Origin of the sequence: Nostoc sp. UHCC 0302 (genome assembly GCF_038096175.1) — a bacterium.
GTDB lineage: Bacteria > Cyanobacteriota > Cyanobacteriia > Cyanobacteriales > Nostocaceae > UHCC-0302.
The window spans coordinates 5,461,383-5,483,130 of record NZ_CP151099.1 but is presented as its reverse complement, the minus strand read 5'-3'; the positions used below and the strand labels follow the sequence as shown (position 1 = coordinate 5,483,130).

Annotated in this window: 21 protein-coding genes, 1 tRNA gene and 2 pseudogenes; 12 read left to right on the top strand and 12 right to left on the bottom strand. The window is 41.4% G+C overall.

Translation table 11 applies throughout. The annotated features are described in order from the left end of the window. The first annotated feature begins 108 nt into the window (after positions 1 to 108). From WKK05_RS23825 to WKK05_RS23810, 4 genes and pseudogenes are all read left to right on the top strand, one after another. Positions 109 to 966 carry a glycosyltransferase family 2 protein gene (locus WKK05_RS23825; protein ID WP_341525530.1) on the top strand — a complete coding sequence of 286 codons (858 nt, stop codon included), beginning with the start codon at positions 109 to 111 and terminating at the stop codon, positions 964 to 966. Between the two features lie 101 nt (positions 967 to 1,067). After that, a pseudogene (locus WKK05_RS23820) lies at positions 1,068 to 1,608 on the top strand (Uma2 family endonuclease). 219 nt (positions 1,609 to 1,827) lie between these two features. Continuing rightward, positions 1,828 to 2,664, top strand: a complete 837-nt coding sequence (dapB, locus tag WKK05_RS23815) for a 4-hydroxy-tetrahydrodipicolinate reductase (protein ID WP_341525529.1) — start codon at positions 1,828 to 1,830, stop codon at positions 2,662 to 2,664. 11 nt (positions 2,665 to 2,675) lie between these two features. After that, on the top strand, positions 2,676 to 3,362 hold the full coding sequence (locus WKK05_RS23810; protein ID WP_341525528.1) for a phosphate ABC transporter permease: 687 nt from the start codon (positions 2,676 to 2,678) through the stop codon (positions 3,360 to 3,362). A 612-nt stretch (positions 3,363 to 3,974) separates the two neighbouring features. Here the strand turns inward: WKK05_RS23810 and WKK05_RS23805 are convergent. From WKK05_RS23805 to WKK05_RS23780, 6 genes are all read right to left on the bottom strand, one after another. Next, entirely contained in the window at positions 3,975 to 4,532 is a 558-nt protein-coding gene (locus tag WKK05_RS23805; RefSeq protein ID WP_341525527.1) for a GUN4 domain-containing protein, read from the bottom strand. A 111-nt stretch (positions 4,533 to 4,643) separates the two neighbouring features. Beyond that, positions 4,644 to 5,273, bottom strand: coding sequence for a precorrin-8X methylmutase (locus WKK05_RS23800; protein WP_341525526.1), 630 nt, complete (start codon positions 5,271 to 5,273; stop codon positions 4,644 to 4,646). A gap of 133 nt (positions 5,274 to 5,406) precedes the next feature. Continuing rightward, entirely contained in the window at positions 5,407 to 6,216 is an 810-nt protein-coding gene (locus WKK05_RS23795; RefSeq protein WP_341525525.1) for a TPM domain-containing protein, read from the bottom strand. Between the two features lie 199 nt (positions 6,217 to 6,415). Continuing rightward, entirely contained in the window at positions 6,416 to 6,955 is a 540-nt protein-coding gene (locus WKK05_RS23790; protein ID WP_341525524.1) for a DUF948 domain-containing protein, read from the bottom strand. A gap of 11 nt (positions 6,956 to 6,966) precedes the next feature. Beyond that, entirely contained in the window at positions 6,967 to 7,323 is a 357-nt protein-coding gene (locus WKK05_RS23785; protein WP_341525523.1) for a YtxH domain-containing protein, read from the bottom strand. A gap of 126 nt (positions 7,324 to 7,449) precedes the next feature. Continuing rightward, positions 7,450 to 7,785 (bottom strand): hypothetical protein, encoded by a 336-nt coding sequence (locus WKK05_RS23780; RefSeq protein WP_341525522.1) that lies wholly within the window; start codon positions 7,783 to 7,785, stop codon positions 7,450 to 7,452. A gap of 61 nt (positions 7,786 to 7,846) precedes the next feature. Between WKK05_RS23780 and WKK05_RS23775 the strand changes: the two genes are divergently transcribed. The 7 genes and pseudogenes from WKK05_RS23775 (at position 7,847) to WKK05_RS23745 (ending at position 12,846) form a co-directional block, all read left to right on the top strand. After that, on the top strand, positions 7,847 to 8,248 hold the full coding sequence (locus WKK05_RS23775; RefSeq protein ID WP_341525521.1) for a hypothetical protein: 402 nt from the start codon (positions 7,847 to 7,849) through the stop codon (positions 8,246 to 8,248). Further along, entirely contained in the window at positions 8,241 to 10,253 is a 2,013-nt protein-coding gene (locus WKK05_RS23770) for an SUMF1/EgtB/PvdO family nonheme iron enzyme (protein ID WP_341525520.1), read from the top strand. Before WKK05_RS23775 ends, WKK05_RS23770 begins: the two co-directional genes overlap by 8 nt. Before the next feature lie 137 nt (positions 10,254 to 10,390). Beyond that, positions 10,391 to 10,741 (top strand): diversity-generating retroelement protein Avd, encoded by a 351-nt coding sequence (gene avd, locus WKK05_RS23765; protein ID WP_341525519.1) that lies wholly within the window; start codon positions 10,391 to 10,393, stop codon positions 10,739 to 10,741. Continuing rightward, positions 10,738 to 11,796: an RNA-directed DNA polymerase gene (locus tag WKK05_RS23760; protein ID WP_341531171.1), complete on the top strand. Its 1,059-nt coding sequence runs from the start codon at positions 10,738 to 10,740 to the stop codon at positions 11,794 to 11,796. Before avd ends, WKK05_RS23760 begins: the two co-directional genes overlap by 4 nt. A gap of 21 nt (positions 11,797 to 11,817) precedes the next feature. Next, positions 11,818 to 11,913, top strand: a pseudogene (locus WKK05_RS23755) (formylglycine-generating enzyme family protein); the annotation flags it as partial. Positions 11,914 to 11,931: 18 nt separating this feature from the next. Beyond that, positions 11,932 to 12,096, top strand: coding sequence for a hypothetical protein (locus WKK05_RS23750; protein ID WP_341525518.1), 165 nt, complete (start codon positions 11,932 to 11,934; stop codon positions 12,094 to 12,096). Between the two features lie 156 nt (positions 12,097 to 12,252). Continuing rightward, on the top strand, positions 12,253 to 12,846 hold the full coding sequence (locus WKK05_RS23745; RefSeq protein WP_341525517.1) for a Uma2 family endonuclease: 594 nt from the start codon (positions 12,253 to 12,255) through the stop codon (positions 12,844 to 12,846). A gap of 164 nt (positions 12,847 to 13,010) precedes the next feature. Here the strand turns inward: WKK05_RS23745 and WKK05_RS23740 are convergent. The 4 genes from WKK05_RS23740 to WKK05_RS23725 all read right to left on the bottom strand — a co-directional run bounded on the left by WKK05_RS23740 (position 13,011) and on the right by WKK05_RS23725 (position 15,972). Then, positions 13,011 to 13,083 (bottom strand) — tRNA-Phe (locus WKK05_RS23740). Between the two features lie 76 nt (positions 13,084 to 13,159). Next, positions 13,160 to 14,029 carry a metal ABC transporter permease gene (locus tag WKK05_RS23735; RefSeq protein ID WP_341525516.1) on the bottom strand — a complete coding sequence of 290 codons (870 nt, stop codon included), beginning with the start codon at positions 14,027 to 14,029 and terminating at the stop codon, positions 13,160 to 13,162. A 68-nt stretch (positions 14,030 to 14,097) separates the two neighbouring features. Further along, the gene (locus tag WKK05_RS23730) at positions 14,098 to 14,970 is read right to left on the bottom strand and encodes a metal ABC transporter ATP-binding protein (protein ID WP_341525515.1); all 873 of its coding nucleotides are present in this window, start codon (positions 14,968 to 14,970) and stop codon (positions 14,098 to 14,100) included. A 60-nt stretch (positions 14,971 to 15,030) separates the two neighbouring features. After that, on the bottom strand, positions 15,031 to 15,972 hold the full coding sequence (locus WKK05_RS23725; protein WP_341531170.1) for a metal ABC transporter substrate-binding protein: 942 nt from the start codon (positions 15,970 to 15,972) through the stop codon (positions 15,031 to 15,033). A 402-nt stretch (positions 15,973 to 16,374) separates the two neighbouring features. Here WKK05_RS23725 and WKK05_RS23720 point away from each other — a divergent pair, with 402 nt between their 5' ends. Next, complete coding sequence (locus tag WKK05_RS23720; RefSeq protein ID WP_341525514.1) at positions 16,375 to 18,003, top strand: iron uptake porin; 1,629 nt, start codon at positions 16,375 to 16,377, stop codon at positions 18,001 to 18,003. Between the two features lie 128 nt (positions 18,004 to 18,131). On the opposite strand, the gene WKK05_RS23715 is transcribed toward WKK05_RS23720, so the two are convergent. Together WKK05_RS23715 and WKK05_RS23710 are read right to left on the bottom strand one after the other, a co-directional pair. Further along, complete coding sequence (locus WKK05_RS23715) at positions 18,132 to 18,845, bottom strand: PEP-CTERM sorting domain-containing protein (protein ID WP_341525513.1); 714 nt, start codon at positions 18,843 to 18,845, stop codon at positions 18,132 to 18,134. A 969-nt stretch (positions 18,846 to 19,814) separates the two neighbouring features. Further along, the gene (locus WKK05_RS23710) at positions 19,815 to 21,545 is read right to left on the bottom strand and encodes an NFACT family protein (protein ID WP_341525512.1); all 1,731 of its coding nucleotides are present in this window, start codon (positions 21,543 to 21,545) and stop codon (positions 19,815 to 19,817) included. Positions 21,546 to 21,748 lie beyond the last annotated feature (203 nt).

Sequence of the window (21,748 nt, the reverse complement as noted above, 5' to 3'; positions counted from 1 at the left end):
GTACGAATTACGTAAGGAATTACAAACAGCTTAAACCACAAGTGTTTGGGCTTTTCTTATGTTTGAATTATTTTTTGTAATACTCACACTCACAAGAGGCTCTTGTTAATGATTAGTATAATTACACCAGTTTATAACGGTGAGAAATTTATAGAATCTTGTCTTCAAGTTGTCATTGACCAAAACTATTTAGAAGTGGAGCATATCATTTTAGATGGAGGTTCAAGCGACAAAACAGTAGACATTATTAAGGAAAAAGCCAATCAATATCCCCACATTCGCTGGGTTAGTGAAAAAGATCGAGGGCAATCTGATGCTATCAACAAAGGAATTTCTATGGCAAAAGGACAGATTATTGGTGTTTTAAATGTTGATGATTTCTATGAACCAAATGTTATTAACCGCGTTTGTAACATTTTTAAATTTTTACCAGAACCTAGCTTAATTGTTGGCAACTGCAATATTTTAAACCAGCAAGATAAATTAATTTCTATTAATAAACCTAACCGATTACAAACGCTTAGCTTACTATTAGAAAGGCGAGTTAACAATGGAACTATTGATGCTTCATTTCCAGTAAATCCATCTGCTTACTTCTATCACAAATCATTGCATGAGAAAATTGGTTTATATAAAGTAGAAGAACATTATGTAATGGATCTAGATTTTCTGTTAAAAGCGGTTTCTTCATCTCATGTTAAGTACTTTAATGAGACTTGGGGTAACTATAGATATTATCCAGGAACAAAAACATTTGATGATTCTGCAAGAGGAAACAGCCTATCGCGGATTAAACAATTATTTGATGATTATATTAAAACATTATCCTTGATGGAGCAATGGCAGATTTGGATAGCTAGGAACATGAATTTTATTTTGTTAAAAATATTTTATTTTTATAAGTATCCAGAACGATTACCCGAATCGATTAGGCAGCGATTAACGAAATATAGTCAAACTTACTAAAAAGAATTGCAATTTGCAAACATTAAAGTCAACAAAATCTCCAACTTGTCTGGACTTTCACCAAAAATGGCAATATAGATTCAGATGTTTCAGGAGGTATTATGTCTTTAAGTGTCAAAGATTTGGAGAAAATACAGGCTGCGTATCCTGACTATCGGATGGAATTGGTTGATGGGGATATAGTTGTCATGAGTCCATCAGGTTACGAGTCGGAAGAAGTTGGAACTGAATTTTCACGTCTTTTGGGTAATTGGGTAAGACCGCGCAAGTTGGGGCGTGTAACTGGTTCCAGTGCAGGCTTTAGACTGCTTAACACAGATTTACGCGCTCCTGATGTATCTTTATATACGGGAAGACAGGCTCAAACGTTCCACGGAAGACTACGCCGAATTGGTTCGAGACTTAGTGATAGAAGTGAAGTCTAAAACTGATTCCCTAGATAAACTCCGCCAGAAGATTCAGGAGTTTATTGGCTTGGGTACTCAAATCGGAATTTTGATTGACCCCAAGACTAGAACTATGGAAGTTTATCGTCTTAGCGAAAAAGTAGTATTACGGGATGGCGATGTGTTGACTTTACCAGACTTACTCCCTGGCTGGGAAGTAGCGATTTCTAAAGTGTGGTCGCCAGTATTTGAATAGTTAAGTGCAAAGCATGAAAAACCTGACTAATAAGAGCAGCCGGAATCGAACCAGAGATTTGAGCTGGAGCTGGGGATTGGGGAGATGAGGGAGATGAGGAAGCAGGGGACAAAGGGCAAATGACCAATCGCTAATCAAAAGTCCTGGAGTGCATTACTAGCTTCTAGATACCCAAAGTCTCTACAATTCGTTTGTTAGTTAAAAAAATTTGTTCGACTTATGACTAATCAAGCTGCTATCCCAGTTATTGTCAACGGTGCTGCTGGCAAAATGGGCCGTGAAGTGGTAAAAGCGGTGGCGCAATCATCTGACTTAAACCTAGTGGGTGCAATTGACCGCAGTCCGCAACATCAGGGTCAAGACGCTGGAGAACTGGCGGGTTTAAGCGAACCTCTGGAAGTGCCTATTACCGACCAATTAGAACCAATGCTGGGGTACGTGGCTGGCGATAGACAGTCTCCTCCAGGAGTGATTGTAGACTTTACACATCCTGATTCAGTTTATGACAATATTCGCAGTGCGATCGCCTACGGTATTCGTCCTGTAGTCGGTACAACAGGTTTAAGCCCAGAACAAATTCAAGACTTAGCAGATTTTGCCGACAAAGCGAGTACTGGTTGTCTAATTATTCCTAACTTTTCCATTGGCATGGTATTGTTGCAACAAGCCGCAGTCACCGCCTCCCAATATTTTGACCATGTAGAAATCATCGAACTCCATCACAACCAAAAAGCTGATGCTCCCAGTGGTACAGCCATTCAAACAGCGCAGTTACTAGCAGAATTTGGTAAAACTTTTAACCCGCCGCTTGTGGAAGAAACGGAAAAGTTACCTGGAGCAAGAGGAAGTCTGGCAGACGAAGGTATTAGGATTCATAGTGTGCGCTTACCAGGATTAATTGCTCATCAAGAAGTAATTTTTGGCGCAGCAGGTCAAATTTATACTTTACGGCATGATACGAGCGATCGCGCTTGCTATATGCCAGGAGTCTTACTGGCAATTCGCAAAGTCTTGCAGCTAAAGTCGTTAGTATATGGATTAGAAAAAATACTCTAAGCTTAGCACTCATGCTCGTCCCACTGACTCGCCAGAAATTTGAACAAATCATCCCCCTGATTGCCACTGGTTTGCAGTATAAATACTACTGGGGGAAATTTTCAAATTTTTTGCAGCGGCTATTAATTTCTGTAGTTGCCGTAGTTGTTATTTTGCTTCTAATAACCTTGTTCAAGCTAGAGTTTGGCCTGATTATATTTGTGCTAGGAGTAGTTGGCGCTCTTTTTTGGCTGTGGTATCCAGCGTTTCAGGCGAGTGTGCAGAATATACAATGTCGCCGTTATAAGTACAGCGGCTTTTTCCGTGGTCGAGTGCTAGACTGGTGGATCACAGACCGAGTGATTGGTAAACAAGAAACTGTCAACAGCAAAGGCGAATTGGTAATTGTCGAAAACCGAGAGAAACGGATTAACCTAGAAATAGGTGATGATACAGGATTTAGCATTGAGTTTGACGCACCACTACGTCCTGCTCATAAAGCCATTGCTCGTGGTCAAGTTGCAGAAATGGTAGTCATGTCAAATCGCGCAGATTTGAGCATAATTGAAGAATTTAGTGATATATACTTTCCTAACCGCGACGTGTGGGTCAGCGACTATCCATATTTGCGAAGAGATTTCTTTAATGAAGTTGGTCGCCGCTTGAGTGAAGACCAACAAGAAAGGCCGCGTCGCCGTCGCCGTCCATCCAGGGAATAAGCTTTGCCGGAGTAGCCGAAATTGCACATTTACTCTAGTAGTCTGTCAACGAAAAATTGAGGAGTATACGCTCTCCGTAGTTGGCGCTTAAGCGGTGAAGCGTCAACTAATAACTGATGTATAGGTCAATACAGTTTATTTAAGCATTTCTTCCTTCTCTTAGCGTCCTTCTCCCTACAGCCCTTCTCCTAAAGGAGACCAAGCCGAACGGGCATCCTATGGCAGGCGCTAACCTCTCCCTTTGGGAGCTATCCATTAGTCACATCTTTCTTTACAATCTCAAAACCTTTGTTTTATAAGCATCGTAAGCACCAATGTGTTAGGCATACTTGACAAATTTGCCCTTAATCTTCTCGCTAAAATCTCATTTTTATTGAGAATTAAAGACTAGCTAATAAGGGTTAGAAAAAATGTGAGTGAATATTCTCGCAAATGTTGAGAAAGATCGGGGTAATGGATAGCTTTGGGAGAAGGGGAGACGCTAACGCGTAGCTTGCTTCTCCGTAGGAGTATGCGGTTAGTTAAAAAAAAATGACTTTGGCAAAGAGGTTTAGCCTTAACTGAACTGTATTGATATATTGGCTTAACTTTTACTTTATAAATAAACTCTTATTATGGTGTTTTACCTTGACAGTTTTTTAGTGTAGAAAAAAAGTTAAAATTACCAATTTTCCAGGCTTGCCACGTCCCTTGTCCAAAAAATCCCTGATTTAACAGGCTTCTATCGCTATCAACATAACTTTGCCAGCCAAGAGTAGCAACTGTTGGGTACTGTCCTACAAAGTCTCCTGGTACAGGATTTACCTGTTGGCTAAGATTCCATCCAACTTTTTTACTAAATTCTTTTATTTGATTCTCACAAGTTTTGCAATTCAAACCCCCCACTTGCTGCCATATACTTATCTGTGGGGTAAATCCATATTTTCCATTACTATGCTTGACCCACAGCTGGTCTATACTGCTCAGGTTTGGACAAGAAAGATTTGCCGAGTCATTGCGAATTAGAGAGATAGTCTCTTCATTAGCTTCGTACCATTTTCTTGCTTCTAATAAAGATTGGAGTTGAGCAAAGTTATTAGATGCTTGTTGTGATAAAACTGGAGATGCTGTATGAAAGACTATAAACGACACGCTAACTAGTGTTGCTGAAAACAGATAGTTAAGTTTCATCGTCAAAAACCTCAATTACTTAGTCTTAGCTTACTTGCTTTTGTTACATCTCATATGTTTTCCATAATACATTGTGAAGTCACGCACTTAATCTATTTTTAAAGCTATTTTTTAACTTCTCGAATTTCCATCTTGTCCATAAGCTTGCCAAGCCAAGTCTACCAGTCCATCAACGATCGCAGCTGCGACAACTGCATTACCTTTGCGACTGTCAATAGTAATATAAGGCACTAGAGAGTCTTGCAAACGCCCTTTGGCTTCATCCACATTCACAAATCCCACTGGCGTCGCAATTATTAAAGCCGGTCTAATTTCTTCAGTTTCAATTAAATCAATTAGTACAGTCAGTGCTGTTTGTGCTTGACCTACTACAAAAATACCTTCTGGATAACGCTTAGCTAGAGTTTCTATTCCCCACGCTGCACGAGTCTTTTCTTTTTGGGGACGTGTTAAAGTTTCCAAGCTGCAATACACAGGATTAGCAAAGGTATTTTGAATCTCGTAAGCAATACCTACTTGTACCATCGGAACATCTACTACAATCGTAGTACGCGCCGCTAATGCTGCTGCACCTGCTTGCAAAGCATGGTCAGAAAAGTGTATCAAAGACTTATACTCAAAATCAGCAGTAGCATATATCACCCGCCGTACAATCTCATATTCAGCGGGCGAAAATACATGATCGCCAATTTCACTATCAATAATTGCTAAACTTTGAGCATCTGTTGTGTGCCATTCCATTGTTGTTGAGCTTCTCAGATAATAGCTTTCAGCTTATCAGCTTAAGACAATTATGAGTCACCGAAGATTTGAGCGGCTTGCGCCGCTCAAACTTCTTGCTGAGTAGTAGTCAAAATACTCAGCACTAACAACTTCAAGACTCAGCATTAGAAGAAGGTCGGCTGAAAACAGGTGAGAGGTATGCAACTAAAGCACCGATTAGGAAACCAGCGATATTGCGAAATAAAGGTAACCAATCGCTCGTACGTGTCACAACTGGGCCAATACCAAAAGCAATAAACAAAATTCCCCACAAGGGCGAGAAAATTAAAGCCCATTGCCACGCAACAATTTGTTTATCACCGCGGGGTTGAGCCGCAAATCCACAAATCACTCCCCCAATGATTGAGGTGATAAGGGTAAGAATCCACTGCTCCCGTGGCAACCCGGGAACAACATTGCAACCACCTTTAAGCAAACAGCCTTTAACCGATTCTAAAGCTTGCAAAATGGCTTGGTCTTCGCCTTGTTCGCGGACAAAATACAAATTACCGAAGCGGGTTTGCAATTCTATCCAGAAAGTCCGGGGTAAAAGTTCATAAACAGCGTCGCCAACACTAAAACTGAGAATGTTACCGCCACGGGAATCAGCAACTAGCAAAATGCTCTTATCATCCAAACCCCAATATTTGATGACTGCCCGACCTGGAGTGCGGTCATATTGGGTCAATACTCGCAGTTTCCAGCCAGTATCTGCTTCAAATTGCTCTAAATCTTGGACAAGCTTTTCTTCTTGCAGGTCAGGCAGAGATTTAGCCAAGTCTACAACTGGGGTAAAGGTGCTGGGTAGTAAGTCAGGATTGTCGTAAGCCAGCGCTGAGGGAGAATGTATCGCCCAAATTGACCCAGCAAAGAAAAATACTGCAATAGATACTAAAATTCGTCGCCAAAAACAAGACTGCATGGACGTTTTTATATAAATATCAACGGTAGAGGTGAACAAGTTGTTTTAAAAGAGTATGGGAAAAGTGATACTTCTTTACACTTGTTTACTTTACTCTAATATTAGGGATCAAAGCAAAGCGTTTTTGGTGATTAGGGATTAGGGGAGATGAAGAGGATGAGGCGATAAGCAGTACAGACAAATGACAGATGACAAATACCTAATCCCTATCCTCAAAGCTGGCTTCCCAACTAGCAGGATCGCTGTAACTGTCATTAGTACGATATGGTTCTGCTTTGGTGCGGCGATTTTCTTGTCTTAGTGCTTCTCGTTCTCGCAAGGTTAGCGGTGATTTTTCATTAATTGGTAAATGTTCAACTGTCCGCCTTAAAGGTTTTTGGCGCGTGAAGGTTTTCCAAGCAGCTTTGACGCCTACAACAATGCTGCGTGTGCCTAGTTGAACATTCTGAGCTTGTTTTCTGGCATTATCCAGGCTTTGATCAACTTGTTTAACAACTTGACTGGCACTTTTGACACCTTCGCTGACATCATCAGTTAAATCAGTGATTTCCAAGCCAGTCATGCGGATAGCTTCTAGAGTAGGGGGTAATTCTCGTGAGAGTGTATCAAATAACTTTTCCGCACTACGAGCGGCGCGTGCTAATTCCTGCAATGCGGGTATCGCCGCCACCAGAACTGCGGTCAAACTGGTGGCGACTAAGAGTAGAGATAGTCCCAACCAAAACAGGGGATCAATCACAGTTATGCCATCTATGAGCGTTCTAATTGCTGGGGAAGAGAATCTGAGTCTTCTACTGCTACTGGTTTTTGCCGTTTCAAGACTTGAGTTTCTCTTTGACTGGCATCTACACCAGCGGCGATCGCTTCCCGCAATCTGTCCAATGTATCGTCCCAATTCCGCAGTGCGCTAGCAGAGAGACGATCTGCCTGAATTTGCACACTTGTTGATAAGTCCTCTGCCAATTCTGGGATAGCATTGGCAGATTTTTTCAATAGTTTACGCGTTTCACGCCCTGCGCGTGGAGCTGCGAGTAACCCAGTTAAAGCACCGATGGTAGCTCCCAGCATTAAACCGCCAATAAATACTCCAGAACGGTTATTAGACATTTTTATTGTTTCTCTCCTTACACTCATTTTAGGTGGGTTTTCTCCCCTTGCAAGACCCAAATGATTTTATCTAGTTAATCTATCGTGACAATATATCAGCTATGAATGTTGCTTTTATTCATTAACTCATTTTGCAGGGATATTTTTACCACGTATATATCCTCGCCTACCAAATGAACGTCCCCAGATTGTTCGTCCTAGAAATAGCAAGTTGACAATTTGCCGCACTTGCTGAATCTGTACCTCTAATCTTTGGTTTCCCTGCCGCAAATTATTAATATTCTCCTGGGCGGTGTAAATATTGTCGGGTGCATTGTAGAGCGCTGCATGGGTATTGCGTTCATAAACAGTCAACTTATCAGCTATCTGCCCGATGATTTGCTTTAATTTCCACACCCGCCAAGCCACGTAAAGTAGTATCAGCGAGATGAAGATGTTAATGAGTACAACCACCGTAACCATTGTTTACCTCTATAGAAAAAGTTACGATACTTAAGTAAATATGCGAAGTAAAACCCAAATAATGTCAAGTAATGTTCAGGTATTAATTGACTTAACTGATGCTGATCTAGATTTAGAGCCAGAAGAGTTAGAAGAATTAACTACTAATCTTGCACAAGAAATTAGTGAAATAGTAGAAGATGCTGAACCTGTTAGAGAATCTGAAATCCCAGAGGGGAGTAAATCAGCTTTAGCGGGATTTATACCAGGAATGTTGAAAACTGTGGTAAATCCGAAGAAAGCTAAAGAACTCCTAGACTCGCTGGGGAAACGCTTCTATGGTAAAACAGTGAAAGTGGAATATGAAGATAATGGCACAAAGTACAAGCTAGAGTATGGCAATAAAGAGCAGCTAGAAGATGCTTTGAGTGCTATTGAAAGACTTTCTAAAATAAAAGTTAGTGTAACAAAGGCTGATGGCTAAATTTGCCTTGCTGATTGGTGTAAGCGAATATGAACAAAGTCTGACCCCGTTACCCTCTGCTGCTAGGGACGTGGAAGCCCTAAAGCAGGTTTTGATACATCCTGAAATGGGCGGGTTTGCAGTAGCAGATGTGACGGTACTAACTAATCCGCAGCGACAGGTGATGGAGAGAGCCATTTACCAGTTGTTTAGCAATCGCCAAAAAGATGATTTGGTGCTATTTTACTTTTCTGGTCACGGGGTTAAAAATGAAAGTCGCAATCTTTATCTGTCAAGCGGTGAAACTAGTCTAGACAGAGGCAGATTAATTCCACCAACGGCTGTCGCTGCTAGATTTCTTCATGACAGCATGAATGGCAGCAAATCAGAACGGCAAATAATCATTTTAGATTGTTGCTTTAGTGGAGCTTTCCCTGATGGATTGGCTGCCAAAGATGATGGTTCTGTGGATATTCAGGCAGAGTTAGGCAGTAAAGGTCGGGCAATTCTCACATCTTCCACCTCCACACAATATTCCTTTGAACAGGAAGGGTCTGACCTTTCTATTTACACCCGTTATCTAGTTGAGGGAATTGAAAAAGGAACAGCAGATCAAGACGAGGATGGTTGGATTTCAGCAGATGAGTTGCATATTTATGCCAGTAGTAAGGTGCTGGAAGCAGCCCCGGCGATGACACCGCAGTTTTATCCTGTCAAAGAAGGCTACAGGATTCGACTGGCGAAAGCACCTGTTGGTGACCCCAAGCTTAAGTATCGTAAGGAAGTGAAGTTGCGGGCTAATCAAGGTAAATTTACCATCCCCGCTCGTCGGTTGTTAAACTCTCTACGAAATCAGTTACAGCTTTTACCAGAAGAAGCAGAGGCGATAGAAGCAGAGGTTTTGCAGCCCTATCGCGAGTTTCAACGCAAGTTACAAGAGTATGAGCAGACGCTACGGGAATGTGTTGAAGCAGAAGATCCGTTAAGCGAAAGAACCCTCGATGACTTACTGGCTTATCAGCAACATTTGGGACTCAGGGATGAGGACATTGCACCGATTGAAGCTAGGATTATTGCCCCACTAAAAGCGACCTCTCCCCCTACCCCTCTCCTAAAAGGAGAGGGGAGTTCAACTCCCCCCTTCCCTGCTAGGGAAGGGGGGCCGGGGGGGTTAGGTCAGTTTGAATTTGACATCGTAACTGTCAATGCCGAAGGTAAGGAAACTAACCGTCGTCGCGGTCAAGCGGAGTATTTTACTGCTGACTTGGGGAATGGTATCACCCTGGATATGGTTTCTATTCCTGGTGGTGAGTTTTTGATGGGTTCTACAAAAAATGAATTAGAGCGAAGTGACGACGAAGAACCACAGCATCAAGTCACAGTTCAACCTTTTTTTATGGGTAAATTTCCAGTAACTCAAGCTCAATGGCGGGCTGTTGCTGCTTTACCCAAAATTAAAAGTGACTTGGAACCTGACCCATCAAGTTTTAAAGGAGTAAATCGCCCCGTAGAGCAGGTATCCTGGTTCGATGCAGTTGAATTTTGCGCGCGGCTTTCTCAAAAGTTGGGAAAAGAGTACCGTCTACCTAGCGAAGCCGAGTGGGAATATGCTTGTCGGGCTGGAACTACTACACCCTTTCACTTTGGCGAAACAATTACAACTGATTTAGCAAATTATGACGGAAATTATATTTATGGTTCTGGTTTAAAGGGTGGACATCAGGGAAAGACTACAGACGTGGGCAGTTTTGGTGCAGCAAACGCCTTTGGAATTTACGATATGCACGGGCTAGTTTGGGAGTGGTGTCTTGACCAATGGCACGATAACTATCAGGGCGCACCCACAGATGGCAGGGCATGGTTAACTGACAACGATAATGATAATCATGCTCGGCTGCTGCGCGGTGGTTCGTGGGACTACGCTCCTAGGCATTGCCGTTCTGCTTCTCGCGATAGGCTCGCGCCGGACGATAGGTTCAACGTCATCGGTTTTCGGGTTGTGTGTGCCGTGGCGAGGACTCCTTAGCCCTTTGCTCTCTTGCTCTTTTGCTCTTTACACTTCTTTGCTTTTCTCTCTTTTTTTCCGCCGCAGGCGGATGATTTTTTTTTGAGATTTTTAACAACCAATAATGTTTTATAGCCTACTTATTATATGATTATTTAATGAATGAGTTACCAATTATCCAAAAAACGTATGACTTAATAAAGTGGTACGTCCCAATTCTTAATCGTCTACCCCGCGACCATAAATTCAACTTAGGAAATCGGATGATTTCAGGGCTTTATGATTTGCTGGAGAATTTAATAATAGCACGTTATACCCAAGAAAAGTTAACAATTATAGAGTCTTTAAACAGCAAACTAGATATTTTGCGCCATCAAACTCGACTACTGCTAGATTTTGACTTAATCAAGACAGAACGTTATGAATATGCAAGCAAGTTAATTAATGAAATAGGTGTTGATTTAGGTGGTTGGATAAAACAACAAAAGAAGCAAAAGATTACGATATGAAACGCTACGGTAATCTTTGGAACCAGATTACAGATTTTGCTAACCTATTACAAGCCGCAAAGCAAGCCCAGCAGGGGAAGCGGTTTCGAGAAAATATTTTAGCTTTTAACTATAAATTAGAACAAGAACTAATTCAATTACAAACAGAACTAAAATTAAAAACTTACTGCCCTGGTCAATACAAAACTTTTGAAATTAAAGAGCCAAAACCCCGTTTAATTTCGGCTGCGCCCTACAGAGATAGAGTTATACATCATGCTCTTTGTAATGTAATTGTTCCAATTTTTGAGCGTACTTTTATTAGCGATTCTTATGCTAATCGAGTTGGTTTTGGCAGTCATCGGGCTTTACATCGCTTTACTGAATTTGCCCGTTCTCATACTCACGTTCTTCAGTGTGATATTCAAAAATATTTTCCTAGTATCGACCACACTATTTTAAAAAATCTTTTACGTCGCAAAATTAAATGTTTAGATACACTTTGGTTAATTGATACTATTATTGATGGTAGTAATCAGCAAGAGCCAGTATTAAATTACTTTCCTGATGATAATTTACTAACACCATTAGAACGGAGGCGCGGTTTGCCAATTGGCAATCTTACTAGCCAATTTTTTGCCAATATATATCTTAATAGCCTAGATCATTTTGTTAAAGAGCAACTCAAAGTAGGTAAATATCTGCGCTATGTTGATGATTTTGCGCTGTTCTCTAACGATCATCAATTTTTGCAAACAGCCAGATTAGCCATAGAAGAATACTTGATAACCTTAAGGTTGAAGATCCATCCCATCAAAAGTCAACTTTTTGAAACTCGTCATGGAGCCAATTTTGTTGGGTTTCGTGTATTGCCTGATTGCATTCGCATTCGCACAGAAAATCTGCGTCGTTCTAGGCGTAAGTTGCGACAAATGCAGGCGGACTATGCCCAAGGTAAACTCGAATTTGAGCAGGTGTGCCATTCGCTGCAAAGTTGGTGCGCCCATCTAGATCACGGTGATACTTGGCAATTACGTCAAAAGATATTCAGTTCTCTTGTTTTTTCGAGAAACTGAAGATGGGGCAGGCACTTTCGGCTGCTGCGCGGTGGTTCGTGGAACAACAATCCTAGAAATTGCCGTTCTGCTTATCGCAATAGGAACGCGCCGGACAATAGGAACAACAACATCGGTTTTCGGGTTGTGTGTGCCGTGGCGAGTACTCCTCTCGGTCAGAATTGGCAGATGGGAATTTGCCGAGTGTATGAAGGGGAGTCCAGACCTGTTCCAGTGATGGGGGCGACTTCATCCAAAAATCAAACTGAGTCGGATGGCTTGGTAAGCAATAAAGCTGAACAGTCGTCTGACTCTAATTAATATTGGATACGAATCTGTGAGCGCTTCCCTACAGTCACAATGACGAAATTACGTTACTGTTGCGTAAGTCCTGATTGGATATGAATCTGCGATCGCCCCAAAGCACAAACTAGCAGCCTAGCTCATAATAAAATTAAGACTATTGGCAAAACACCTATGGAAGCTTTCACCTTGAATGTACCCCCAGCCGTAGGTCTGACGGATGAGCAGTTTTATCAACTCTGCGTAGCCAATGAAGAATGGCGGTTGGAACTAACTGCTGAAGGAGAATTAATAATTATGCCCCCAACTGGCGGCGAAAGCGGCATTAGAAATGCTGATTTAACAACGGATTTGAACTTGTGGAATCGCGAAACAAAGCTAGGAAAGGTTTTTGACTCTTCAACTGAGTTTCGGTTGCCTAATGGTGCTTACCGTTCTCCTGATGCTTCCTGGGTAATACTAGAACGCTGGGAAGCATTAACCCCTGAACAAAGGCGGCGCTTCCCTCCATTGTGTCCAGATTTTGTAATTGAACTTCGTTCTGAAAGTGATTCTCTAGCCAAATTGCGCTCAAAAATGCGGGAATATCAGGATAACGGCACTCGCTTAGGCTGGCTGATTGACCCTTTAACACCCCTAGTTGAAATCTATCGCGGTTTTACTGATGTAGAAACTTTAAATTTCTCTATTGACAAACCACCGATGCTTTCAGGTGAAGATGTGTTACCTGGATTTGTCTTGAATCTCACCGCAATTCTAAATACTTAAAAACTACGCTTCAGTCTGTGAAATCGCTCAGGATAAAAGAGTTAGGGATAAGCGATCGCCTTCTCTATTGTTCATGATTACATGAAATCGAGGTTCAAGGTTAGTTTCCTAAAACCACAACATTTAGTAAAGAAACTTTATCTTTAATAGACTTTTTTAGCTAATGCCAGGAACCGGACTTGAACCGGTGACACGAGGATTTTCAGTCCTCTGCTCTACCAACTGAGCTATCCCGGCGGGGATATTTTTCTTTGCCACGATTACTTAATGTAGCAAACTTATAATGATTTGACAAGAGGTAAAAGCAAAAATTTTATGCGGCTTTCATCTGCAACTTGACCCAAGTAAAAACAGCTACAAATAGTAGAAACTGGACAAGAACGATACTTGGGCCAGAGGCAAGGTTGAAAAGACCAGATACAATAATGCCGACGATGCTGCTAGCAGAACCAACAATCACCGAGATGACCAAAAAGTGGCTAAAGTGGTGACTCATCAGTTTAGCTGTGGAAGCAGGAATGACTAAAAACGCGTTAACTAACAAAACGCCAACAGCTTTAATCGCTACAGCAACGGCTAGTGATAGCAATACCACAAACCCGTAGCGATACAATTGCACAGGAATACCTTGAACTTGTGCTACATCCGGGTTAAGCGTCAACAAAATTTGCTGTCTGAGAGTTGATATTAAGAAAATACTGCTTCCCACAAGTATCAGCAGCGTCAAAATCAAGTCTGTGGCATCAATCGCGAGGATATCACCGAACAGTACGCTCATCAAGTTGCCGCGATATCCTTTAATCAGGCTAGTAAGAATCACACCGATCGCTAATGCTCCTGATAGCACTATACTGAGAACGCTATCGCTACCTAAATCGGTTTTGTCGATAAAGTAAAGGACAATAACCCCAAAAACTAAAGTAAAAGGTAATAGCATTCCAGTAGGATTTACCTGTAGCAGCACGCCTAACGCCACACCTACTAAGGCTGCATGACCGACAGCATGGCTGAAAAAAGATAGTTGACGTAAGGTGACAAAACTGCCTAACATACCACCAAGTATTCCCATCAAAACTGCACCTGCGATCGCCCGCTGCATGAAGGGGAATTGTAATAACTGAAATAAGTCTTGACTATTAGTAATAGCTAGCCAAATACTCTGGTAATCATTCAATAAATCCATGCGTAACATTTTAAACTTATTAACAGTATGAAGTCAGGAATTGAGGGTGAGGAAGAACAATCTCTAACTCAATTGTGGTGATGCTGGTAGCGACTGAACCCCGGGCCGTAAGTTGCTAATAAGTTTTGCGGTGAAAGGGCAATTTCTGGCTTACCAGTACAAACAAGGGTTTGATTAAGGCAAAGGACGCGATCGCAATGACGGTTTACCATATCAATATCATGGGAAACTTGTAATATTGTCCAACCTTCCTCCCGCTTCAATTTATTGAGTAAAGCATAAAAATCTGCTGTACCTTGCACATCAACCCCAGCAAAAGCTTCATCTAATACTAAAAGTCTTCGAGGCATTACTAAACAGTAAGCTAGTAATACTCGCTTCAGTTGACCGCCGCTAAGAGTGCCAATAGCTTGATGACGCAGATGATAAGCATCAGTTCGCCGTAAAGCTTCTGCTATGGCTGCTGATTTTTCCCTATTTGGTCTCCATAGCTTGGATAAAAATAAATTTTTCTGTTGTTGGGATGATGAACTTATAGAAGAATCTTTAGTGTCGTTATTTCTCAATCTGTCAATTTCTTTATCCGCCTTCCCGCTTTTCCCGTTCCATAATTCTCTAGGAGTTCTTACCCATCCTAGTCCTACTAATTCGCTGACAGAAATAGGAAAGCTGCGGTCAAAAATAAAGTTTTGCGGCATATAGCCCAACAGGTGACGTAAATTTCCTAGCCTGACAATTGGGCGGCCAAATATTTCAATCGTACCAGCACTTCGAGGTATCAAATCTAAAACGGCTTTTACTAAAGTACTTTTACCTGCACCGTTAGGGCCAACTATCGCTGTGTCTGTTCCTGGCCACAATTCAAAGGAAACATCTCGAACAGCTAGATAGCTGCCTTGGTAGACAGTTAATCCCTCTACTTTTAAAATAGGCGATGTCATTAGTCCTTGGTCGTTAATCATCGACAAACAAAAATTCATAAATCATTATTTATAATTAACCTATTTACACGCAGCTTCCAGAGTTTCCAAGTTAGCTTTCATAGCCTTGAAATAATGTTGCGGATCTGTTTCGCCATTTTCCAGAGAATCTAGAGGACGCAAAGTTAATTTCAAGTCTTGCGAGAGACTTTTCAGCAATTTGTTATCTACTCCTGGTTCGCTAAATAAGGCTTTAACTTTATACTTTTTTACAGCATTTACAGCATTTTGCACATCTGCTGGAGAGAGTTGATCTTCAGGAATTTCAACCACAGCAACTTGCTTAAGTTTATAACGTTGGGCTAAGTAGGGAAATGCATCATGAAAGGTCACAAAGGTACAGGTAGGAGTCTTCTGCAAAGTTTGTTGATATTCGCTGTTTAAGTTTTCCAATTCTTTAATATAAGCGGTAGCATTCGACTCATAACTAGCTTTATTCCCGGGGTCAGCAGCAATTAACCCATCTCTAATATTTGTTACTTGCTGTTTTGCCAACACTGGATCTAGCCAAACATGAGGATTACCAGCTTCATAATCGTGGTCTTTTTCTTCTTTTGCTGTTTGTTCTACAGGAGAAATTTCATTTAGAGGTTTAATACCTTTACTTGCATCAATTTCAGTTAATTTAGGATTTTGAGCATTTTTGACGGTATCTTGCAAAAATTGTTCTAACCCTAAACCATTTTTTACTAATACCTTAGCAGTAGCGATCGCTTTTACATTTTCTGGTGTTGCTTGATACTCGTGTACTTCACTACCAGGAGGTACTAAAATTTCTACGTCAGCTACATTACCAGCTACTGCCTTGGTAAATAAATACATTGGCAAAAACGTCGTCACTACTTTAGTTTTCTCTGGCTGCGCTGATGGTGTAGATGCAGCTTCCTGTGCTTGTTGCGACTGTTCAAAAGCTGTTCTTTGACTTGTATTTGATTGATTACAGCCAGTAGTTATTGACAACATCAGTAGAGCAATTAGAGGCAAGATGCCTCGTCTTTGCCTGTCTGTTTTACGCCGTATACGATTTTGGCTCACGCCGTTTCTCCCTCTAAAACGATGCTAGCTCTGCCTTTGGCAAATTTTTTTGACAATGAGACTTATTCTATACTGTATATTATAATAATTCTCATTCTCAAAAATTTACATAATATTCTTCTGGAGTTTCTTGTATAAGGATTCACAACAGAATTATTCAAGAGTGATTGTGTCTGCAATTATGCGATTCCTGAATAATTAGGATTTTTTGACTTGTTTTGTGAAAATATTTGCTTAATTCTGATAAGATTACTGAGAAACTTTCTTAAGAAAAGTGCCTTGAAAAAAGCGCAGTGTGGGTGTGAATTGTAGATAGGTGTGAGGAAAAAAATGCAAAGATTGTGGAAATATCTGCTGGCTAGCCCAGCAGTTTACGGTGCAATGCTATTTGTTAGTGCTGCTGCATTTGCAGGAGAAACATCAGCTACACCAGAAATTAATCAACCTCAAGTTGTAGCCAATCCAGATACAAAAACTCAGAATATTTCTCAAGACAAGGTAATGGCGCAAGTTACCTCGGTGTCTCAGTTGTCGGACGTACAACCCACAGATTGGGCATTTCAAGCTTTGCAATCGCTGGTAGAGCGTTATGGCTGCATTGCAGGATACCCAAATGGCACTTATCGCGGCAATCGCGCAATGACGAGATATGAATTTGCTGCCGGGTTGAATGCTTGTCTTGATCGCGTTAACGAACTAATTGCTACAGCCACTGGCGAACTTTTAAGAAAAGAAGATTTAGCCCAACTGCAAAAGTTGCAAGAAGAATTTTCAGCAGAACTAGCGACATTGCGGGGACGAGTGGATGCATTAGAAGCACGTACTACGGAATTGGAAGCTAATCAGTTCTCAACCACAACGAAACTACAAGGGCAAGTTGTCGCAGTCATCAGTGATGTTTTGTCAGGTGACAATGTTAATGGCGCAAAAATCACAGATCAGAATACAACTCTTGGGGTGCGGGCGCGTATCGAACTCGTAACCAGCTTCACAGGAGAAGATACGCTGTTTACCAGAGTCCAAACTAATAATATTGTTAGCCCTAACATTAACACTACAGAAGGAAACTTGTTTTTCGCCAGTGGTAATAGTGGTGCAGATGCTAACAATGAGGCTTTCATAGATGCACTTTGGTACAAATTTCCTCTGGGGAAAAATACACAAGTAATTGCGATCGCTAATGCAGGTGCAGCAGATGACCTGACGACGACAGTTAATCTATTCGATGGTGATGGTTCGTTTGGTGCTTTGTCCACCTTTGGCACGCGCAACCCAATTTATGGACAGATGGCTGGTGCAGGGTTGGGAATAACCCATGAGTTCAGTGATAAATTGGCATTAACTTTAGGATATTTGAGTGGTACAGCTAATAACCCGACACCTAAGAATGGTTTATTTGATGGTGCTTACGGTGCGTTAGGTCAGCTAACTTTTACGCCAAGCGATCGCATTTCTGTTGGTTTAACTTACATCAATTCATACAAACAACCATTACTCACTGGTAGCAATGCAGCTACTTTTGTAGATTTGGCAGCATCTCAGGGGTTGGACGATGTAGCATTTTCCAGTAATTCTTATGGTGTCCAAGCATCTATCGGCATCAGTGAGAAATTTGTCTTGGGTGGTTGGGCTGGATACACAAACAGCCGCACCTTAAGTGGAAGCCGTGGAGAAGTTGAAATTTGGAACTATGCCGTTACCCTTGGCTTCCCCGATTTGGGTAAAAAAGGTAACTTGGCTGGTATCATCGCTGGTGTAGAACCTAGAGTAACAAGTTCTACTGTTGCAGCACTGGATGAAGATGACGATACTTCTTATCATATTGAGGCGTTCTACCAATACAAGCTGAGTGATAATATCACCATTACTCCAGGAGTTATTTGGTTGACAGCTCCAGATCATAACGATAATAACGATGATGTTGTGATTGGTGCGCTGAGAACCACATTCAGTTTCTAATTTTCCTAATTTTACGAAAAGACGCAAAGTTTTCCTTTGCGTCTTTTCTTTCATGTGTTCTCAAAATAAAACCCAGTATTTTTGCTGGGCTTGATATCTCAAAACCAAATTTATAATTTTTAGAAAGTTTAAACTGTCTTCGATTTCCGTTTTACAAATGATCCAACACTCATAGCACCAAATACTAGTAAACCCAACGTAGTACTAGATTCAGGAACACTAGCTTGTCTGTAGCTATGGTTATCAGTTTCAAATGCACGACCAGTCGATCTCAAAACTATCTTGTCAAAAGTCTCCCCTTTACTAGTATCTGCTAATAAATTAACGTAGACATTATTTGTACTACCACTCTGTGTACCATTGGCTGGCGCACCAGGAACATCTGCCCCAGTAAAAGTTTTAACTAGATTACCCCCGCTATAGACATCCACAAAGTTATATGTGTCTATTGACCCCCAGTAGAAGCCATAATAATCAAGAGCCTGAGCAAACTTAATAGTTACGTCGCCAGTGTTTCCAGCAAAATCTTGACCATTAACTTTGTCACCTTTTGGGGAAATCGTTAGATAATTGCTGGTGTCACCAAAGGGAGTAGCATATTGACCATCTACAGACCCTTTTACAATTCCATTCGTTGCTGAGTAAGTAACAAATCCAGAAGAAGGTGCTACACCGTCGTTAAAGTTGATAGTTGTAGCTCCTTGAATATTAGTATATTGACCTTCTCCTGCAACAGGTGTAGAACCTCCTTTTGTTAGGCTAACAGCACCAGCTGGATTAGCTCCCATCAGAACAATTGCTGTTCCAGCTAAGGCTAATGATAGTTTTTGTAGAGTAAGCATTGATTTATTTATTTTTTAACAATTTGATGCTCATATCGTCACATATTATTTTGAGATATGTGTAGTGATAAAGAATTATATTTACCAAAAAAATGTATTGAAATAAGGAGTCTGAAGCTGAGAAAAAGCTATTTAAAATAAAGCATTCCCAAGCAAGAAATATCAATATATTTACGGAGTAAATATATAGGTTTTTTATTCACATCTATTATGAAGTATTATTAAAAATCAATTACTCAGTGAAGTTCACTATTTTTAAAGTCAGTGAGGAGGTGGAAAAATAAAATCACTAGTAAATTTAACGGAGTTAAAAGAGATAAGATGTGGAGATTACTGAAAATTTTCAATCATTTAATATCCGGCGAGACTCAATAAAGTTTGGTATTCCTCTAGAGATAGTCTTCTGTAACCACAGTTATAGCAATCTCTAAAGCTGTTAGGACAAGTCAGCGGTAGACGTCTTCAACAGGGTATATTGTGAATTGATTGTTGTTCTAAGCTTTCTGTTCGTGGCTAGATAGTACGAGTTCTTATAAATACAGCAAGATTTCTGCCGAAATAAGCTAAAAAAAGCCTTGCTGGTTCTAACAAAAAGACCAGCCTCCCACAGCTGGTCTAAACAATATTTTTGCGTTGTCTTCTCAATGGAGTTAAACTATGTTACGCGTTCCCAAAATGCAACGGGCAACTTTTCTTAACAATATTGTAACAGCCAACACAGATTTTTCGAAAAATTTACCAAAAAAAGATAAGAAAAAAGCCTAAAAGCCTCTATCTATCAGGGTAATTGGGTAGTCCGCAAGGTAGAGATGGGGGCAGAGAGGCAGGGGAGCAGGGGGGCAGAGGGGAGAATAAACACTGCTCCTAACTCCTCCTGTACAGACGCGATTAATCGCGTCTCTACTCCTAACTCCTCCTGTGACGCGTAGACGTTCTGCTTCGGCTTCTCGTAAGAGTATAATCGCGTCTCTACTTACTCTTGACTATTAACTGCGGTTGTCCCCAGAGGATGCGCTCTTGCTTATAAATGGCAATTCCAGGCTTGGCTCCTTTGGGTTTATAGACGTGCTTTGGCTGAGTGTAAACTACTGGCACTTGGTCACTTTGACGGGCGCGACTGTGGTAAGCAGCAAGATTAGCAACAAATTGCAAATCGGCTTCTTCAGGAACAGTTCCTGCTTCTAGACGCAGTAGCACATGGCTCCCTGGAATTTCTTGAGCGTGGAACCACAGGTCATAATCTCCAGCTACACGAAAGGTCAAGTGGTCATTCTGGCGATTGTTCCGACCAATTAATACTTCAAAGCCGCTAGGCGTGCGGTAACGATAAAAGTTGCTGATGGCGGCTTCATTTGTGTTGCGGTTACGGTACTCTGGGTCTTCTAAATACTTTTGACTAATTAACTCTTCGCGGATTTCTTCTAAAGCCTGCAAATCTTCTGTTGTTTGGTAGTTTTCTATCTGAGTAATCGCAGCTTCCACTTGTTCTAAATAGTCAATTTCTGCTTGCACTTCCAAAAGTAGCGGTTCGACAGCAGAACGAGCGCGTTTGAGCTTTTGGTTCTGTTTATAAAGACTTTGGGCATTTTGAACAGCATTTTTATCTGGTTGGAGAGCGATCGCAACGGGCTTGCTAGTATCAAAGTCTGCAAGGATAATTTCTTTCATCCCTGGTTCCCAGTTTTGCAGGTGAGCCATCAATAAATCAGCTTTTTGCCGATACTCATCGGCTCGATCTGATTGCTGCAAGCGTTCTTTAAAGGTTTGAGCTTTATTCCTTAATTTCGCCAGAATATTATTTAATTTCTGGCTCAGTTGATGTCGTAGCTGGGAAAATAGCTGTTGATTGATCTGGTCAGTATAATAGCGACCAAGTAACTCTTGGATATTTTTTACGGTTGCAACTGCACCCCAACCCATCACCGTGTATCCGTCTTTAGTCCAAGCTGGTTGAAATTTAGCAGATTCTAAAGCTTGCAGCCATTCTTGCCAGCGCTCAAACAGCCTTTGCCAGTCATCAGGTTTAAGGGTGTCAGTAGTTGTTTCTGGTGCTATATTTGCTGCCAATAACATTAAATCTAGCAGCGCTGCACTTAAGCCGCTATAACTTTTGAGTAACTGCCGCTTGATTGCTCCTGGTACTAGACTTACCCGTTCTTGCCATCGTTCTTGAGATTCGCTCAAGCTGGGAATAGTACCAGTGAGTTTCGGTGGCGTTTCATAAGGTTGTCCAGTTTGAATCGGACGAACGCTTGATTGTTGCTGGCTGACTTGATGGGCAGCTGTAATAATTACATTGCTGGCGTCGGTGAGGATGACGTTGCTATATTTGCCCATAATTTCCGCATACAGATGATAAAGCGGACTTTCACCAGGGCGACGGGCAAATTGTAAATCAATAACACGCTCCCAAGGAGCGATCGCTTCAATTCCTACTAGCGCCAAACCACCTAACTGATGTATTAGTTGTTGACTGAAAGTAAAGGTATCTGGTGTGCGTGGTGGCGGTTCGCCGATGCAAATATGTGCTGCTTGGGGATGCCAAGAAACCTCTAGCCAATCCCGCTGTTTGAGGGTGCGTAATGCTATGGCAATAGTGTAGCGATCGCGCTGGTAAACTTGCTCTGTCCGGGAGGGTAGCCAGTTAGCGCGCAGTTCGCTACAAGCAGCTGTAAGGGTGGTAAAGTCAACTGGTTGCAAAACGATTAATTACTGGCGTTTAAATGTCGATGCTCAGTATACTTCCATCATCTCTGATTCAGAGTGGAATAACCCAAAAAAAAAGCAGTCAGCCATCCTTATCTTTTCAAAGGTCAAGCTGACTGACTGCTTTTGTCCTAGAGGTGTAATATCATTTTTTTATCATTTAAATAATTTTTTGGACTCTGGCTTATACTTAGCAA

What these genes read in the sequence shown, in the direction of transcription:
- WKK05_RS23730 (WP_341525515.1), bottom strand. Translation starts at nt 14,970, where the DNA reads ATGACATCGCCTATTTTAAAAGTAGAGGGATTAACTGTCTACCAAGGC.
- WKK05_RS23800 (WP_341525526.1), bottom strand. Translation starts at nt 5,273, where the DNA reads ATGGAATGGCACACAACAGATGCTCAAAGTTTAGCAATTATTGATAGT.
- WKK05_RS23770 (WP_341525520.1), top strand. Translation starts at nt 8,241, where the DNA reads ATGGCTAAATTTGCCTTGCTGATTGGTGTAAGCGAATATGAACAAAGT.
- WKK05_RS23825 (WP_341525530.1), top strand. Translation starts at nt 109, where the DNA reads ATGATTAGTATAATTACACCAGTTTATAACGGTGAGAAATTTATAGAA.
- WKK05_RS23745 (WP_341525517.1), top strand. Translation starts at nt 12,253, where the DNA reads ATGGAAGCTTTCACCTTGAATGTACCCCCAGCCGTAGGTCTGACGGAT.
- WKK05_RS23715 (WP_341525513.1), bottom strand. Translation starts at nt 18,845, where the DNA reads ATGCTTACTCTACAAAAACTATCATTAGCCTTAGCTGGAACAGCAATT.
- dapB (WP_341525529.1), top strand. Translation starts at nt 1,828, where the DNA reads ATGACTAATCAAGCTGCTATCCCAGTTATTGTCAACGGTGCTGCTGGC.
- WKK05_RS23795 (WP_341525525.1), bottom strand. Translation starts at nt 6,216, where the DNA reads ATGCAGTCTTGTTTTTGGCGACGAATTTTAGTATCTATTGCAGTATTT.
- WKK05_RS23810 (WP_341525528.1), top strand. Translation starts at nt 2,676, where the DNA reads ATGCTCGTCCCACTGACTCGCCAGAAATTTGAACAAATCATCCCCCTG.
- WKK05_RS23780 (WP_341525522.1), bottom strand. Translation starts at nt 7,785, where the DNA reads ATGGTTACGGTGGTTGTACTCATTAACATCTTCATCTCGCTGATACTA.
- WKK05_RS23785 (WP_341525523.1), bottom strand. Translation starts at nt 7,323, where the DNA reads ATGTCTAATAACCGTTCTGGAGTATTTATTGGCGGTTTAATGCTGGGA.
- WKK05_RS23735 (WP_341525516.1), bottom strand. Translation starts at nt 14,029, where the DNA reads ATGGATTTATTGAATGATTACCAGAGTATTTGGCTAGCTATTACTAAT.
- WKK05_RS23720 (WP_341525514.1), top strand. Translation starts at nt 16,375, where the DNA reads ATGCAAAGATTGTGGAAATATCTGCTGGCTAGCCCAGCAGTTTACGGT.
- WKK05_RS23725 (WP_341531170.1), bottom strand. Translation starts at nt 15,972, where the DNA reads ATGTTGTCAATAACTACTGGCTGTAATCAATCAAATACAAGTCAAAGA.
- WKK05_RS23760 (WP_341531171.1), top strand. Translation starts at nt 10,738, where the DNA reads ATGAAACGCTACGGTAATCTTTGGAACCAGATTACAGATTTTGCTAAC.
- WKK05_RS23805 (WP_341525527.1), bottom strand. Translation starts at nt 4,532, where the DNA reads ATGAAACTTAACTATCTGTTTTCAGCAACACTAGTTAGCGTGTCGTTT.
- WKK05_RS23775 (WP_341525521.1), top strand. Translation starts at nt 7,847, where the DNA reads ATGTCAAGTAATGTTCAGGTATTAATTGACTTAACTGATGCTGATCTA.
- avd (WP_341525519.1), top strand. Translation starts at nt 10,391, where the DNA reads ATGAATGAGTTACCAATTATCCAAAAAACGTATGACTTAATAAAGTGG.